This window comes from Quyinboa mangrovi (assembly GCF_042219825.1).
Lineage (GTDB): Bacteria > Bacteroidota > Bacteroidia > Bacteroidales > UBA5342 > JBHJHP01.
This window is the reverse complement of sequence record NZ_JBHJHQ010000003.1, coordinates 435,319-451,379: the sequence shown is the minus strand read 5'-3', so window position 1 is coordinate 451,379 and position 16,061 is coordinate 435,319. Positions and strand designations below refer to the sequence as shown.

The window sequence follows — 16,061 nt, the reverse complement described above, 5'->3', positions numbered from 1 at the left end:
ACTTCTTGTTTAAAATCGGATTAATTTCTGGTTTGACGTCAATTTAAACCCGATAATATCAATAAGTTTTTAAATTTGCCCCGTACTAACAACATGCTTATTTCATGAAAAAAACCATTTTTTATGCCTTTGTAGTCTTGCTTGGTTTACAAACTGCAAATGCACAAACAAATTATACCAACTCCATTACCAACCCTAGTTTTGAATCCGGCAACGCTAACGGCTGGAACTGGATCGGAGCCAGTGGCTATACATGGGTTGGAGTGAACAACGATGGAGACGACACCAAAACAGGGACGTACATTGCCGGCACATGGAATGCGAGTATTGGCGATGTAGAACTTTCTCAAACGATCACAGGGCTTCCGGAAGGCATGTACACCATCACAGGAGATCTTATGGGAAGTAGCAATGCAAGCACCAGTCGCTTAACTACCCAGCGTATTTTTGCCAACGGGGTTTCGCAGTTGTTTGGATCAGAAAACGATTATTCCACAGATAATCTGTCTGTTTTAGGCAGGGCAGAGACGTATTCTTTCGGCGGATATACTGAAACTCAGAACGACAGGGGACCGTTTTTAACATTGACGGTCACGGCTCCGGTAACCGACGGTAATTTAGTGTTGGGTGTTCGTACAAATGGTAGAGCAACTCAACAGGGATATGCTTTTCCAAACCTAACTTCTGGAGATGGTCATGGATGGTTCAAGGTGGATAATTTTACGCTGACCTATATCGGTGAGTTAACTGAAGAAGTGAAAACCAATGCCTCTCTATTGAATATTAAAGTCACAGATGGGCAGTTTGAACCGGATTTTAATCCTGACTCTCTAGCCTATACTGTGACACTGCCTGCTGGTGCCACATTGGTCAATCCGGAATTGGTTCCGGCTGTACCCGGTGTTGCTGTTTCAGGAAATGAAGCGGTTGATATCACCTCAGGAACAGGGGTGTCTGTTATAACGATCACATCTGTGGGTGGCTCAGAATCAAAAATCTATACCCTGAATTACACGGTTGAAAACCCTTTTGAAATTACCGGTGAACAACAGGATAAACTTTACACCAATGAATTCCCACTGGGGGATGTTACACTGTTGGATGGTCCTTTTAAACATGCGGAGGATCTGAATATCCAGACGCTTCTGAAATATGATGTGGATCGCTTACTTGCTCCTTATCGCAAGGAAGCCGGTTTGTCTGCAAAAGCCTCCAGTTATCCCAACTGGATCGGACTTGACGGGCACATAGGCGGACATTATCTTACGGCAATGGCTATCAATTATGCAGCTACCGGTAATTCAACCTGTAAGCAACGCATGGATTATATGGTGGATGAATTGAAATCCTGCCAGGATGCAAACGCAATTAAATATCCAGCATGGGGTGTAGGTTATGCCGGGGGTGTTCCTTCAAGTAATTCGGTATGGTCAACATTTAAAACAGGGAATTTCAGCAACTATACCTCAGCCTGGGTTCCCTGGTACAATCTGCATAAAACGTATGCCGGCTTACGTGATGCCTGGCTGTATGGCAATAATGAAACCGCGAAAGAAGTATTCCTGAAATTTTGTGACTGGGCCATTTCGATCACTTCCGGTTTATCTGATGCACAGATGGAAACCATGCTGAACACTGAACATGGTGGCATGAATGAGGTACTGGCTGATGCTTACCAGATGACCGGTGAAGCAAAGTATATTACAGCGGCGAAACGGTTTTCACATAAGCAGATTTTAAACAGTATGGCTGCTCATGTAGATAATCTGGATAACAAACATGCCAATACACAGGTTCCTAAAGCTGTCGGATTTCAAAGAATTGCAGAACTGACCAAAGATGTGGCATACACGAATGCAGGTCAGTTTTTCTGGCAGACTGTGACCCAAAACCGCAGCCTTGCACTTGGAGGCAACAGCCGGAAGGAATATTTTCCACAGGCTTCTGCCTGCATAGATTATATAAATGATGTGGAGGGTCCGGAATCCTGCAATACCAACAATATGCTGAAATTGACAGAAGATCTGTTTCGTGTTGATCCTCAGGCCAAATACGCTGATTTTTATGAGAGGGCGATGTTGAATCATATCCTTTCCACACAGCATCCGGAACATGGGGGTTATGTATACTTTACGCCGGCACGTCCTCAGCACTACCGGGTTTATTCTGCGCCCAACCAGGCCATGTGGTGTTGTGTTGGAACCGGCATGGAAAATCACGGTAAATATGGTGAGTTTATCTATACGCATGATGACGAATCGCTGTATCTCAACCTCTTTATTGCATCAGAGCTTAACTGGAAAGAAAAAGGTTTAACGCTAAGACAGGAGACATCTTTTCCTGATGAGGAGCAGACGGTATTAATTATATCTACTACCACACCAACCGATTTTATACTGAAAGTTCGTTCCCCAGGGTGGGTTAATGCAGGTGCACTGAAAATTATCGTTAACCACGATACCCTTGATGTGCAGTCAGTACCACAGACCTATATCCCGGTTCAGCGTACATGGAGTGACGGAGATACTGTGAAGATTTTACTGCCAATGCATAACGCAATTGAACAGCTTCCCAACGTATCCCGCTACGTGGCCATAATGCATGGTCCGGTACTACTGGGTGCAAAAACCGGGACACAGGATCTGGCTGGCTTGGTTGCGGATGACAGTCGCTGGGGGCATATTGCGAGTGGCAGCCTGATGCCTTTGGATCAGGCACCTGTACTGGTTGCTGACAGGGACAGCATCACCGCAAAAATAGTTCCTGTACAAGGGGAGCCATTGCACTTTAAAGCAAATGATCTGTTTCCTGATGCAGAAGATACAGATCTGGTACTGGAACCGTTCTACAAAATACATGACGCAAGGTACATGATGTACTGGCTGGCGCTGAACAAGGATCAGTATCAGAGCGTACTGGATAGTCTGGCTGAAATTGAGAAGGCAGAACTGGAGCTGGATGCACGGACAGTGGATCAGGTGGCACCGGGTGAACAACAGCCTGAGGCAGACCACAACCTGCAAAGTTCTAACTCCACTACCGGAAACTGGCAGAATGAATTTTGGCGCGACGCCAATAACGGTGGCTTTATCAGTTACACCTTTAGTACTCAGGGTAAATCAGATCTTTCTCTTATGGTGCGTTACTGGGGTAATGAAACGTATGGTAGCCGAACTTTCGAAATTCTGATTGACGACGTTAAATTAACGACTGAAAACCTGATTGGGAAGTGGAATGTCGATGAATTTAAAAATGTGGAATACCCTATTCCGAATTCCATGACGGAAGGAAAGGAACAGATTACGGTAAAGTTTCAGGCTATCAATTTATCTAACATAGCCGGTGGATTGTTTTACGTTCGCATATTGCAACCTTCAGAAGAGGCCGCAATCTCTTACGAAGTAGTGGATAACATGGGTTGGAAAGCTGATGTAGTTGATAAAAGTATCAGGATCACAGCATTACCCGAAAATGGAACGGTTGCTATTTATGATATTCGGGGGAAACTTATTGATAAGCGTACCATAAGGGATTCTTATGAAGAGTTTGAATGTCAGGAGGCTGGAGTAAAAATTATCAGGGTCTGCTCCGACGGTAAAGCACAGGCAGGGAAAGTTGTTATATATTAAACCATTTGTAATGCGATATTTAATTCGCATTACAAATAATTTTTAATGGTCTGAATAAGCTGGTCTTTTTTTATTGGTTTAGGGATATAGCCGTTGCATCCTGCCTTAATAGCTTTTTGTTTATCATCTGGTAATGCATATGCAGTTTGTGCAATAATAATGACATTAAGATCTTTTTCCCTGATTTTTCTTACAAGATTAAGTCCGTTAATGTCCGGTAAGCCTATATCCATTAATATAATATCCGGTTTTTTTGTACTGTAAAGCATCATTGCTTTCTGTCCGTTTTCAGCATAAAAAATGTTCGAAAAGGATTCCTGCAGGACCTCTTCATAGAAGGCTTTGCTGGCAGGATCATCTTCAACAACCAGTATTTTTTCGCTGTTTAGCTGAACAATTTGCGATCCGTTTACTGATATTTCTTCCGGCTTCATGTTGTTCTTTGGAACTACCACAGGCATTTGAAACCAGAATCTTGATCCCACGCCGTGTTTGGATTCCAGGTTTATTTCACACCCCATGAGTTCAGTAAGTTTTTTAACAATGGCCAGACCCAGTCCTGTTCCTCCATAACTTCGGGTCGTATTATCATCAGCCTGGCTGAATCGTTCAAATATCAGTTGCTGCTTATCATCGGGGATCCCAATTCCGGTATCAGACACAAAAAATTCTACAGTTGTACTACTGACAATACGTAATCCAAAATCAATGTTTCCTTTGTGGGTAAATCTAATCGCATTGTCTAAAAGATTCGTAATGACCTGTGTTATCCGGTTCTCATCACTTTTAACAAATATCTGATGATCTGGTTTTATGAGATTTATTTTAACCTCTGGTTTATTAGATTCCCTGATTTTGTTCTGATATATGGAATTGATATTTGAGAGCATAATTCCGACATCGAATATACTTTGATCTATAACCAGTTTCCCGGTTTCAAGTCTGGAAATATCCAGGATATCATTAATGATCTTTAACAATCCTTCAGCGCTTTTATTGATAATTCTTCCGAATTCCTCTTTATTTTCTTTTGTCAGCTTATTATTTTCAGTGAGCAGATTTGTAAATCCCAGTATTCCATTTAAAGGGGTTCTTATTTCATGGCTCATATTGGCCAGAAATGCAGATTTTAACCGTTCACTCTCCTCTGCTTTTTCTTTGGCAATAACAAGATCCTCCAACAGCTTCTTCTTATCGGTAACATCATGTACTATACTATGCAAAAGTACTTTCCCTTTGTATTCGGTTTTACTCGTATAAACCTCCACATCCCGGATCTCTCCGTTAGCCAGACGATGTTTGAATTCAAAATAGATTCTCTTTTCTTTAACTGCGTTTCGCATATTCTGGAAAACTTCATCCTGACTGATTGGATTGATCTCATTTATATTCATTTTTTCGAGCTCATCAATGCTCCATCCATAAAAATCCGAAGCAGCCTTGTTTGCGTGAACAATATTACCGGTTTTAGGATCAAGAAGTAATTTTACTGCTGAATGATTTTCGAACAGATTACGGTAGGCTTGTTCGCTTTCTTCCAACTGTATTTCATAATTCTTACGGTCAGTTACATCCCTGATGGTACCAAACATTCTTACCGGCTCTCCTTGTATGTTAAACTCAAGTTCACCATGTCCGACAACCCATCTCACCTTTTCATCATTTTGCCGGATTATTTTGTATTCTTTTTCAAATACATGCTTTCCTTTAACCACGTAATTCAAAAAATAATCCATCATCTCTTCACTGTGATCCGGATGAACCATGTCGTTCCAGCTATCCACAGTGTGAGGGTTGTCTTTTGATATCCCAAATATTTCATCCAGCACTTCCGATGAAGTCCAGTGATTGTTTAAAATATTTAAATCATAAGTGCCGATTTTGCCAACTCTTTGAGATTCTCTCAGCCAGAACTCACGCTCCTTATACCTTGTTTCACTTTCAATGAGAACTTTCTGGTATCTTCGCTCTTCGGTCTGGTCTCTGAATACGATAACTACGCCAATTATTTTACCATCCTTGTTCTTGATAGGTGCTCCGCTATCAGCCACAGGGAATTCTTTCCCGTTTTTGGAAATTAAAAGTGTATGGTCTGCAAGTCCAACGATGGTTCCGCTGTTTGTAACTTTGGCAACAATATCTTCTGCTTTTTCCCGGCTTTCTTCATCAATGATGTGGAAAACTGTCTCGAGATTTTTCCCTTTCACATTTTTAATCTTCCATCCGGTAAGCTTCTCAGCTACCTCATTCATTTGAGTAATCATTCCCTTTTCATCTGTACATATTACCGCATCACCAATACTTAGAAGCGTGGTGTGGTATAGTGCTTCACTGTCTATAATGGACTGATAGTTAACAATATATTTTTCGGTTAACTGAATGACTTTGGAAATGATAGCAAATGCAATCGGGAATATTGTCAGAACAGGCAACCATAACTGTTCCATGAGGTATGCAAAGTTCAGCACAGGGTGCAAAACCTGTGAGATGAGCATGACAATATGTGCAATAACTCCGATAAACAGGAAATGCCAAAAGCTTAGTTTAGTCAATTTCTCTTTGAAAATATTTCTGAACAATAAGCCGGTTCCACTGCATAAGACAATGGTTGCCAGTCCTGGAATCACTCCGGCGCCACCCAGATAAATTCTGTAGGCTGCAGAAATAACTCCAGAAATCAAAACAGTGTAAGCTCCTCCCCATAAACCTGCAAGGGTAAGTACTACTGATCTTCCGTCATAAATTGTCCCCTGAGAATACACAAATGGGTTCATCATAGCTGCAATGGCTATCAATCCAAAAAGTAATCCACTCAGCGGATGGTACATCTTTTTCAAATCGCCTCTATACCATCTAATAATGCCATAGAGAAATGAAAGCGTAATAAGCAACGTGGCATTCTTAATAAATTCCTGTGTCATTAGAATGAATTAGAATTTATCCCAAATTTAATAATTTATTCTGCTTCAACTGTTTTAGAATTCAACGGAAATCAAAATAATTCATTTTCTGATGTGCTGGCTCTATTAAAGGGAATTGACGTTGTGTTAGGCTTTATTTTAATTCGGAATCGATGTTAATTCATTTTGCCTTTCAACAAATAATCCTGTTCATTCGTTTTAGACCTATAAAAAGCTGGAATGAAATGGATAAAAGTATATATAGTATTGCTAAAATGGACTGCCCATCGGAGGAAAGGCTTATCCGAATGAAACTTGACGGGAATCCGGATATTAAAAATCTGGAGTTTGATTTATCCAACCGGCAACTGACAGTCTACCATAACGGGCATATTCATCCCATAGAACAGGCAATAAACAGCCTGAATTTAGGGATGAAAAAATTATCTACGGAGCAAGTTGAACCAGTGGACGTAGAAGAGGCTGCAAACCAGAGAATCATACTTTGGGCAGTGCTTGTAATTAATTTTGTGTTTTTTATTATTGAAATGTCTACTGGACTTATCTCCAAATCCATGGGGCTGGTAGCAGACAGTCTGGATATGCTAGCCGACTCTTTTGTATATGCATTAAGTCTTTTTGCAGTAGGGGGTACTCTGGTTCGTAAAAAAAATATTGCCAGGCTTGCAGGATATTTTCAGATTTTATTGGCTGTGGCAGGCTTTTTAGAAGTTATCAGACGGTTTATGGGAAGTGAACACCTTCCTAATTTTACAACCATGATCGTAGTATCAATTTTTGCTCTCATAGCCAACAGTATCTGTCTTTACATGCTGCAAAAGTCCAACAGCAAAGAGGAGGCACATATGAAGGCGAGCATGATTTTTACGTCAAACGATGTGGTCATTAATCTGGGCGTAATCGCTGCAGGTATTTTAGTAAATGTTCTTGATTCCAATAAACCGGATCTTGTAATTGGATCAGTCGTGTTTATAATAGTAATGCGCGGAGCCATCCGTATACTTAAACTTGGCAAAAAGGAGTAGAGCTACAAATATTACACTTGAGTAATTCTGATCCGGGTACAAACTTCACCGTGTTATTTTTTCTTGTATATTTTTATATCCCTGCGATTGTTCATAAATTTATCGAAGACTTTAAACGATATGTGTCGATGTTAATTAATGAACTACTTCCTTTACCGGATTATACTGGCAATGCGAAAATGCATAAAGCGCACCTGCAACTCAACAATCTTTTAATAGCAATGAAGAAAAAGGATATTCCTGACAGGATTGCTGCCATAATTAATGCTGAAACAGAAAAGATAAATGCGGTTAAAGTTCCCGGATCGGATTTCCATCGGAAAATCAGAGCTGTACAGACCCGATTGATTAAGCTATTGGAGAAAGAGCTTAAAATGGTTCCCCAAAATCACTACCGTAATCAGTGGTTGGCGCTCGGCATGGCTGCGTTCGGGATACCTCTTGGTGTAGCATTCGGGGCCAGCCTGAAAAATATGGCTTTTATCGGAATCGGAATTCCAATTGGTATGACCGTAGGCATGGCTGTTGGGTCTGAAATGGACCGAAAAGCTTTTAAAGAGGGGCGCCAGCTGGATATTGAAATAAAATGAACGATTAATCCTGTATTCTAAATATTATGACTGATAAGATAAAATTTGTAATCATTGGCAGCGGCAATATTGCCAATACCTATATTTCAGCCATTCAAAAAATTGAGAAAGCTGAAGTGACAGGTATTATATCAAGAAGTTCAAAAAAACCTTCACAGGCAGAACATCTTCCTGTATTTCATTCCTTGCAGTCTGTTACGGTGGAATTTGATGCAGTTATTGTTTGTACACCAAATGGATATCATCATATCAGTACTATTGAAGCGGCAGAACTTGGCAAACACGTATTGTGTGAAAAGCCTATAGACATTACAACGGATGCCATTGATGATATGATTTCTGCCTGTAAACAAAACAATGTGAAGCTGGGTGTAGCATATCAGCGCCGGTATAGTTCTGATAATCCGGTTGTGAAAGCATTGATTGAAAATGGAAGTCTGGGTAAGATTTTTTCTGTTGATCTTTCCATAAAAAATTACAGGGATGACAGCTATTACAATTCCGGTGCATATCGCGGAACCTGGGATATTGATGGCGGTGGCCCGTTTATTCAGCAGGCTTCGCATTACATTGATTTGTACTATTGGTTTTTTGGAAGACCCGAAAAGCTGGTCAGTACCCTGGGAACATTTGTACATGACATTGAAGTAGAGGATCACGGAGCGGTTATATGTGTTCACCAGAATGGAATGATAAGTACCATTACGGCATCTACTGCAACAAAACCCGGCTTTCCGGCAAAACTGGAAATCTATTCTGACAAAGGATACCTGGTGATGGAGAATGATGTGATTACGCAATGGGAGATGGAAGATCTTGAAAATCCATCAGTAGCTGATAAAAGTATGAATGGCCATACCGGATCAGCAACCGCTGTAGTAAACGATACCTCTAATCATGAATTGATTATTCAGGATTTTGTAGAAGCCGTTTTTTCCGGCAAGGAACCATTAATAACAGGAGAATCAGCGCGTAATGCCACAGAAATCATCCTTGATATTTATAAAAACCGGTTCTGACCGTTAATTATTTTATACATTTTTCAGTTTAAGTTATACAACTTTCTGTATTAACATTGGTTTTAACTGATGCGTACCATTATGCTCATGCAATTCATTGTTATTTTGATGAAAATTTGAATGCTTTGTGATCTTCCTGTGATATTTGATTGTGAATTTTGTAAGTGAGAAAAAACGCTTAGCGATCAAATGAAATAAATAGAAAAGGAGAAACAGATGAAACGGATAATAAATTTAATGGTTCTGGTTCTGATTACGCTGACCGGATGCGCTCAGACGGGGAATAAAAAGGAAAAAGAAGATAGTCGTTACTTTCGTCCGTTAACAAGGGCAGAAGAACGTGTGATAGTAAATAAAGGGACAGAAAGACCTTATACAGGGAAATATGAGGATTTCTGGCAGGAAGGGGTATATGTTTGTAAACGCTGCGGAGCCGAATTGTACAGGTCGTCAGATAAGTTCAATGCGCAATGTGGCTGGCCGAGTTTTGATGATGAGATTCCGGGAGCAGTAACGCGTACTCCTGATCCGGATGGCATGCGAACAGAAATTACATGTACAAACTGTGGAGCGCATCTTGGACATGTATTTACGGGCGAAGGCTTTACACCTAAAAACACACGACATTGTGTAAATTCAATCAGTCTGGTTTTCGTTCCGGCTCATCCGCCCAAAAATGCTACTACCGATACTGCCATATTTGCCGGTGGTTGTTTCTGGGGCGTGGAATATTATATGGAAAAAGCACCGGGTGTGATCGATGCTGTAGATGGCTATATTGGAGGTCATATCAAAAATCCCACCTACGAAGAGGTATGCAGCCATACAACAGGATTTGCCGAAGCAGTTGAAATAGTTTATGATCCAAAGAAAACTGACTATGAAACGCTGGCTAAGCTGTTTTTTGAAATTCATGATCCGACACAACTGAATCGCCAGGGACCGGATATTGGAGATCAGTACCGTTCTGAGATCTTTTACCGGAATATGGATCAGAAAAAAACGGCAGAAAAGCTGATTGGAATACTTAAGGATAAAGGTTACAATGTAGTGACGAAGTTAACTCCGGCGACCAAGTTCTATAAAGCAGAGGATTATCACCAGGATCATTATGACAGAAAAGGAGGAAAGCCTTATTGCCACGGATATACAAAACGATTTTAAACTAAAAATATAACTAATTAATAATGAGGGTCCCGGAATAATATTTCGGGACTTTTTTTTATAAAAACTTGAATTTTCCGTGACTTTTCTGTGATAGTTTTCCCGGAACTTCGTCGTGAATAAATTTTAAAAATCAGTATTATGAAACTACTACGTTTAACTTTAGGACTTACGATGTTTGGATTATTTTTTGTGTCATGCGAAAAATATAATCAAATTCATGACGGTAAACATTCTCATAAAAAAGCAATGTATACGGTAACCGTTGAAAATGTGTTTAATGCGTACAGTTATTTCCAGTCCGGTGTTGTTGCTATTCCGGAAGGTGCTTCGGATCCCGGCCCTGCCTTACCGGGTCATTCCTATAAATTTTCATTTTATGCCGGCCCGAAACATATGTTGTCTTTTGCAACTATGTACGGATTTTCGAATGATGGGTTCTATGCGCCGGATGGGATGGGAATTAGTTTGTTCAGCGGCGGCACACCCGTTACAGGAGACATTACATCGCAGGTGATGCTATGGGATGCGGGAACTGAAATGAATCAGATGCCCGGAATGAGCAATATGCATGATGGCGCAGATGAAAACAGTGCGGTCATGCTCATGTCGGATGTGGGGGATGGTTATAATTACGGAACCGTAGCAACAAATCTGATGGTTACGCTTGCATACAACGGGAACCACATGTTTACGGTAACTATTGACAACATGAGTGGAAGTACAACAGCCATATCACCTGTAGCATGGGTGGTTCACAGCATGGATAACCCGCTGTTTGAAAAAGGCATGGCAGATTACGGTAAAGGATTGGAAGATTTGGCTGAAACTGGTAATGCATCGGTGCTGGGTGATTATCTTGCAATGAACAGTGGTTATGTATCCCCGATCGCACCGGGAGTTTGGGTGATCCATGACAATAAGGAGATGCCAATTTTTACGAACAACACCCCGGATTACGGTGAAGGTCTGGAACAGCTGGCTGAAATGGGCGATCCTTCTGTTGTTCATACGTCATTGATGGGCGAAGGTTACCAGACTGGCGTGTACAATACCCCTGATGGAGCAGCTGGTCCGGCACCAATCTTCCCGGGAGAAAAATTTACGTTTTCCTTTGAAGCCTATCCAGGACAACGTTTGAGCATAGCCAGTATGCTGGGTGCCTCTAACGACCTGTTCCTTGGTACAGGCGATACCGGATTCACATTATCATCATCACCGGGCATGAAAGACATCACGAAATGGTTCAGTCTGTGGGATGCCGGAACGGAAGTGAATGAATATCCAGGAACACAAACGCAGGCCAATACAGTTGAAGGCGGAAACGTGATGATGGTGAATGATGGATTCCCTTACCCAATGGTGGATGAGATGATAAAAGTGACCATCATGAGGAATTAAGTTTTGGAAATATAGATTTACAGGATTTAAATTTTAAAAGGGATGCATCTTTATGTGTCCCTTTTGTTTAGACTCTCATCCTGTAATGCTTTTTATTACTTTTGGGGAAGATTTTCAGATGTGTTATGCGGAATTTTACTACTCTTATATTGCTTTTATTTAGTATTTCTTTTTATGGTACTGAATTCCAGGATTTCAATCTGACCAATATCCATAGGTTAAATAATCTTCCTTTGACATATACTGACTGCATAACTCAGGACAGCTGTGGTTTTATATGGTTTGAGTTTGATGGCCTTTCACGATACGATGGCAATCAACTTAAAAACTGGTCAATGAAGCCCGGAGATAGAAATTCGCTAATCAGCAATGATTTAAGATGTTTAGTGCCGGACAGAAAGGGAAACCTGTGGATTGGTACACAAAAGGGACTTTCAAGATTTAATACTTCAACACATCAGTTCACCAATTACAATTATAAATTTCCGAATACGGTAGGTATTCAGTTTATAACTACACTTTGTCTCGCTGACAAGGGGCATTTTTTTATAGGCACAAGCAATAATGGTGCTTATATTTTAGACACTGAAAATGATTCACTGGTTCATTTTAGTACAGGTTCTTCTGAAATTGCGAGAAGTCTATCTTCCAATTCAGTTTATAAGATTCTGAAAGCCGGAGAGAATAATTATTGGGTGGCTACAGAGTCGGGGCTGGACTTATTCAGGCAGGACGAAGCAACAATGCAGCATTTTTTTAGTGGAAAGAGTGTTCGTGATATTGCAGTTGATCGTAATGGTGGACTATGGGTGTCGTTGTATACAAATGCATCGTTTGAAATAATTAATGAGGCAACGGGTGATCCTGTCAGGACAGTTCAGATGCCGGATAACTTCAGGGAAAAGCAAAAACGTCTGTTTTTTGATTCCCGGGATATGCTTTGGATTTCTGTACTGGATCGGGGTCTTTATATATTTGATTATGGAAATTTAGGTCAGCTTAAAGAAGTGAGGGACGGATCAGATGTCGTCCCGGAAACGATTTCCAGTCCGATGAACGTTTATGAAGATAGTTTCCATAATATCTGGATCACAACCTTTAACCGGGGAATATATTTTTACGACAGGATTGAGAGCCCTTTTCACATCGTAAAAAACAGATTTTCATACAACGGACGTTTCGCAACAAGTACGCGGGTAATTTATCAGGATAAAGAAAACAACATTTGGGCCGGGGCACGTAATGCCGCCATCCTTAGCAGGTATAATCCAAAGAAGAATACGTTTGATAATTACGTCCTTCAATTGCCGGGTGATAAAAAACCTGAAGACGACATGATCTGGTCCATCATTGATTACGACCATGAGAAGCTCCTGTTATCAACTCTTCATAGTGGATTATGCATATTTAACAAAGGAAGCCATAGCTTTAATTTCATACAGTTTGATCCGAATCATACCGAAAGACTTAAATCGAATTCCATTTATACCTTGATGGAAGATAGAGACGGGAAATTATGGATTGGTTATTCAGATGACGGACTGGACTTGTATGATCCTTCTTCCGGCCTGTATTCACATTATGATATGCAGGATTCTAGCCATAGCTTATCTAATAACCATGTCAGAACAATTTATAAAGATAAATCAGGTATAATTTGGGTTGGTACCACAAACGGATTAAATGAATATAATCCGGAATCTGACAGCTTTCGCTCCTTTTTTTCTGATCCTGATGATAAAACCACCCTTACAGATAGCCGGGTCAATGCTGTTTATGAGGATTCCCGCGGTATCCTTTGGGTAGGGACATACCTGGGATTAAACCGTTTTGACCGGGCAACCGGAAAGGTAAAGCGTTATACAGCTGAAGACGGTTATGCTTTTACAAATACGTTTAATATTCTGGAGGACAATGATGGCTGTTTATGGTTGAACGGTGAAAGAGGATTGTCGCGTTTCAATGTAGATAAAGAGTCGTTTGATAATTATACCGATGCAGACGGATTACAGAATACGGTATATTACCACACTGCCAGTAAACTGAATTCAGGGGAATTATTATTTGGGGGAATTAATGGATTTAATATGTTTGATCCGGTTAATATCAAGCTTCAAAAAAGGAAATTATCAGTCAAAATAACAGGTATTGAATTGTTTAATAAAGAGCTGCAGGTTGGTCCTGACTCGCCCCTGAAAAAAGACATATCTCAAACGGATACAGTTCGCTTCAACTATTATGACGACGTTATCTCTTTGAAATACTCCGCGTTAAGTTTTAATAACCCCGATCTTATAACCTATGCCTATCGTTTAAAAGGATTTGAACCGGAATGGAATGAGGTTGGCAACAGGAAAACAGCAACTTATACCAATCTGAAACCCGGGAGCTATGTATTTCAGGTAAAAGCATCTTTCAACGGACTTCCCACAAATGCGGAATATGCAGAATTGCATATCCATATATCACCTCCTTTCTGGATGACATACTGGGCGTTTATCGCATACGCGGTAATTTTAGTCCTGCTTGTATTGCTCTACCGTAACCTCCTTATCAAAAGGCAAATCGCGAAACAAAAAAGAGAACTGGATGAAGAGAAGTTGCAGTTTTTTATGAATATTTCGCATGAATTCAGAACGCCGCTAACAATTATGATCAATCCGTTATGGGATGTCATGAAGAATCCGGATGTTTCACCGGGAGTAAAAAAAGTGCTTGATGTGGCTTACAGAAGTGCACAAAAATTAATGCATCTGGTAAATGAATTACAGGATTTCAGGAAACTAGACTATAACAAGGATGAAATGAGGCTTCAGAAGACCGAAATAGTGGAATATGTAAAAAGCAACGTGGAATTTTTCAGATCTCTGGCTGACAAAAAGCATATCACGTTGATATTTGAACCTGGAAATGATAAACTGGAAGCCTTTACCGACACTGGTAAGTTGGATAAGATTCTGAATAACCTGATTTCAAACGCGTTAAAGTATACCGGTAAAGGTGGACTAATAACTATCAGGGTTGCTAAGGATAAAGACAGTTATGACAAAACTGGTAATAGTGATGACCTTATTTTTGAAGTTGAAGATAATGGGATAGGGATGAGCAAACAGCAGGTAAAAGATGTATTTAACAGGTTTTACCAGGTTAATTCCCATAATGTTGGTGCCGGTATTGGATTGAACCTTGTTAAACGTCTTGTAGAGCAACTCAGTGGTACTGTTTCAGTGGAAAGTGAGCCAGGTAAGGGGAGCAGGTTTATGATAAGGATACCATTTATTAAGGAATACTATTATTCCGAAAATGATTTCCAAAGGGTTCAGGAAAGCCAGGACAAATCTGTACTGGATGCATTGGAATATGATCTGGATACCCTGGAGGCAGACGCATTCGACAAATTTAATCCTGAATCCGGAAAACAAACGATATTGATTGTAGAGGACAACAAAACTTTATTGGCACAGTTGAAAGAGAATCTGGAAATAAATTATAACGTAATTACAGCCTGCAATGGGGAAGAAGGGTATAATAAAGCAGTAAAATTCGAGCCAAATATGGTTATCAGTGATGTTATGATGCCGGAGATGGATGGAATTGAACTGACGGAACAACTAAAGACCAATGAGGAAACTTGCAGCATTCCGGTACTGTTGTTAACAGCTCTGTCACAGGTGGATGACCGGATTAAAGCCTATGAAACAGGTGCTGATGCCTATCTCTCAAAGCCATTTTATATGACTGAAGTTATGGTGAGGGTGGCAAATATGATTGAGAATAGGGAAAGATTGGTTGAGCAGATAAAGAACCGGAATTTGTTTACTGATCTAACTTCGAAGGATGTTAAAACGAAAGATGAAAAATTTCTGGACAATGTTATCGGAATAATTACTGAAAATCTGGATAAAAGTGACTTCTCTGTCAGTGATCTGTGTAGTGAGTTAAGGATTAGTTCCAGTAGTCTTTTTAATAAAATATCGTTACTGACAGGACAGAATCCCAGTGGTTTTATTCGGACGGTTCGTTTAAAATACAGTGCAGAACTGCTGCTGAAAGGAGAAGATTCCGTAAAAGAAATCGGATACAGGGTCGGATTTAATTCTCATGCGTACTTCTCCAAATCCTTTTCCGATTATTTTGGTTGTTCGCCGACAGAATATGTAAAACGGCATATGAGATAATGCGTTAGTACGGCAACTCCTAATACAGTTTACAATTTCCGATTGTATTGTGCGACATAGTGATAATTTAAAGAGATATATTTACTGTTTAAAGCAGATACAAATCACTCTGTCTATTTTTGTGGTTTAACTAC

General features: G+C 40.3%; 8 protein-coding genes. 7 read left to right on the top strand and 1 reads right to left on the bottom strand.

What is annotated here, in order from left to right; genetic code table 11:
• Window positions 1–104: 104 nt before the first annotated feature.
• On the top strand, window positions 105–3,629 hold the full coding sequence (locus ACE1ET_RS07930) for a beta-L-arabinofuranosidase domain-containing protein (protein ID WP_375727846.1): 3,525 nt from the start codon (window positions 105–107) through the stop codon (window positions 3,627–3,629).
• 29 nt (window positions 3,630–3,658) lie between these two features.
• Here ACE1ET_RS07930 and ACE1ET_RS07925 read toward each other — a convergent pair whose 3' ends face one another.
• Entirely contained in the window at window positions 3,659–6,550 is a 2,892-nt protein-coding gene (locus ACE1ET_RS07925) for a PAS domain S-box protein (protein ID WP_375727845.1), read from the bottom strand.
• A 224-nt stretch (window positions 6,551–6,774) separates the two neighbouring features.
• On the opposite strand from ACE1ET_RS07925, the gene ACE1ET_RS07920 reads away from it, so the two are divergent.
• From ACE1ET_RS07920 to ACE1ET_RS07895, 6 genes are all read left to right on the top strand, one after another.
• The gene (locus ACE1ET_RS07920; RefSeq protein ID WP_375727844.1) at window positions 6,775–7,575 is read left to right on the top strand and encodes a cation efflux transmembrane domain-containing protein; all 801 of its coding nucleotides are present in this window, start codon (window positions 6,775–6,777) and stop codon (window positions 7,573–7,575) included.
• 17 nt (window positions 7,576–7,592) lie between these two features.
• Entirely contained in the window at window positions 7,593–8,165 is a 573-nt protein-coding gene (locus tag ACE1ET_RS07915) for a hypothetical protein (protein ID WP_375727843.1), read from the top strand.
• 26 nt (window positions 8,166–8,191) lie between these two features.
• Entirely contained in the window at window positions 8,192–9,184 is a 993-nt protein-coding gene (locus tag ACE1ET_RS07910) for a Gfo/Idh/MocA family protein (RefSeq protein WP_375727842.1), read from the top strand.
• A 216-nt stretch (window positions 9,185–9,400) separates the two neighbouring features.
• Window positions 9,401–10,348: a bifunctional methionine sulfoxide reductase B/A protein gene (locus ACE1ET_RS07905; RefSeq protein WP_375727841.1), complete on the top strand. Its 948-nt coding sequence runs from the start codon at window positions 9,401–9,403 to the stop codon at window positions 10,346–10,348.
• Between the two features lie 141 nt (window positions 10,349–10,489).
• Window positions 10,490–11,749: a spondin domain-containing protein gene (locus ACE1ET_RS07900; RefSeq protein ID WP_375727840.1), complete on the top strand. Its 1,260-nt coding sequence runs from the start codon at window positions 10,490–10,492 to the stop codon at window positions 11,747–11,749.
• A 233-nt stretch (window positions 11,750–11,982) separates the two neighbouring features.
• On the top strand, window positions 11,983–15,927 hold the full coding sequence (locus ACE1ET_RS07895; protein ID WP_375727839.1) for a two-component regulator propeller domain-containing protein: 3,945 nt from the start codon (window positions 11,983–11,985) through the stop codon (window positions 15,925–15,927).
• Window positions 15,928–16,061: the final 134 nt, after the last annotated feature.

What these genes read in the sequence shown, in the direction of transcription:
- ACE1ET_RS07925 (WP_375727845.1), bottom strand. Translation starts at nt 6,550, where the DNA reads ATGACACAGGAATTTATTAAGAATGCCACGTTGCTTATTACGCTTTCA.
- ACE1ET_RS07920 (WP_375727844.1), top strand. Translation starts at nt 6,775, where the DNA reads ATGGATAAAAGTATATATAGTATTGCTAAAATGGACTGCCCATCGGAG.
- ACE1ET_RS07910 (WP_375727842.1), top strand. Translation starts at nt 8,192, where the DNA reads ATGACTGATAAGATAAAATTTGTAATCATTGGCAGCGGCAATATTGCC.
- ACE1ET_RS07900 (WP_375727840.1), top strand. Translation starts at nt 10,490, where the DNA reads ATGAAACTACTACGTTTAACTTTAGGACTTACGATGTTTGGATTATTT.
- ACE1ET_RS07905 (WP_375727841.1), top strand. Translation starts at nt 9,401, where the DNA reads ATGAAACGGATAATAAATTTAATGGTTCTGGTTCTGATTACGCTGACC.
- ACE1ET_RS07930 (WP_375727846.1), top strand. Translation starts at nt 105, where the DNA reads ATGAAAAAAACCATTTTTTATGCCTTTGTAGTCTTGCTTGGTTTACAA.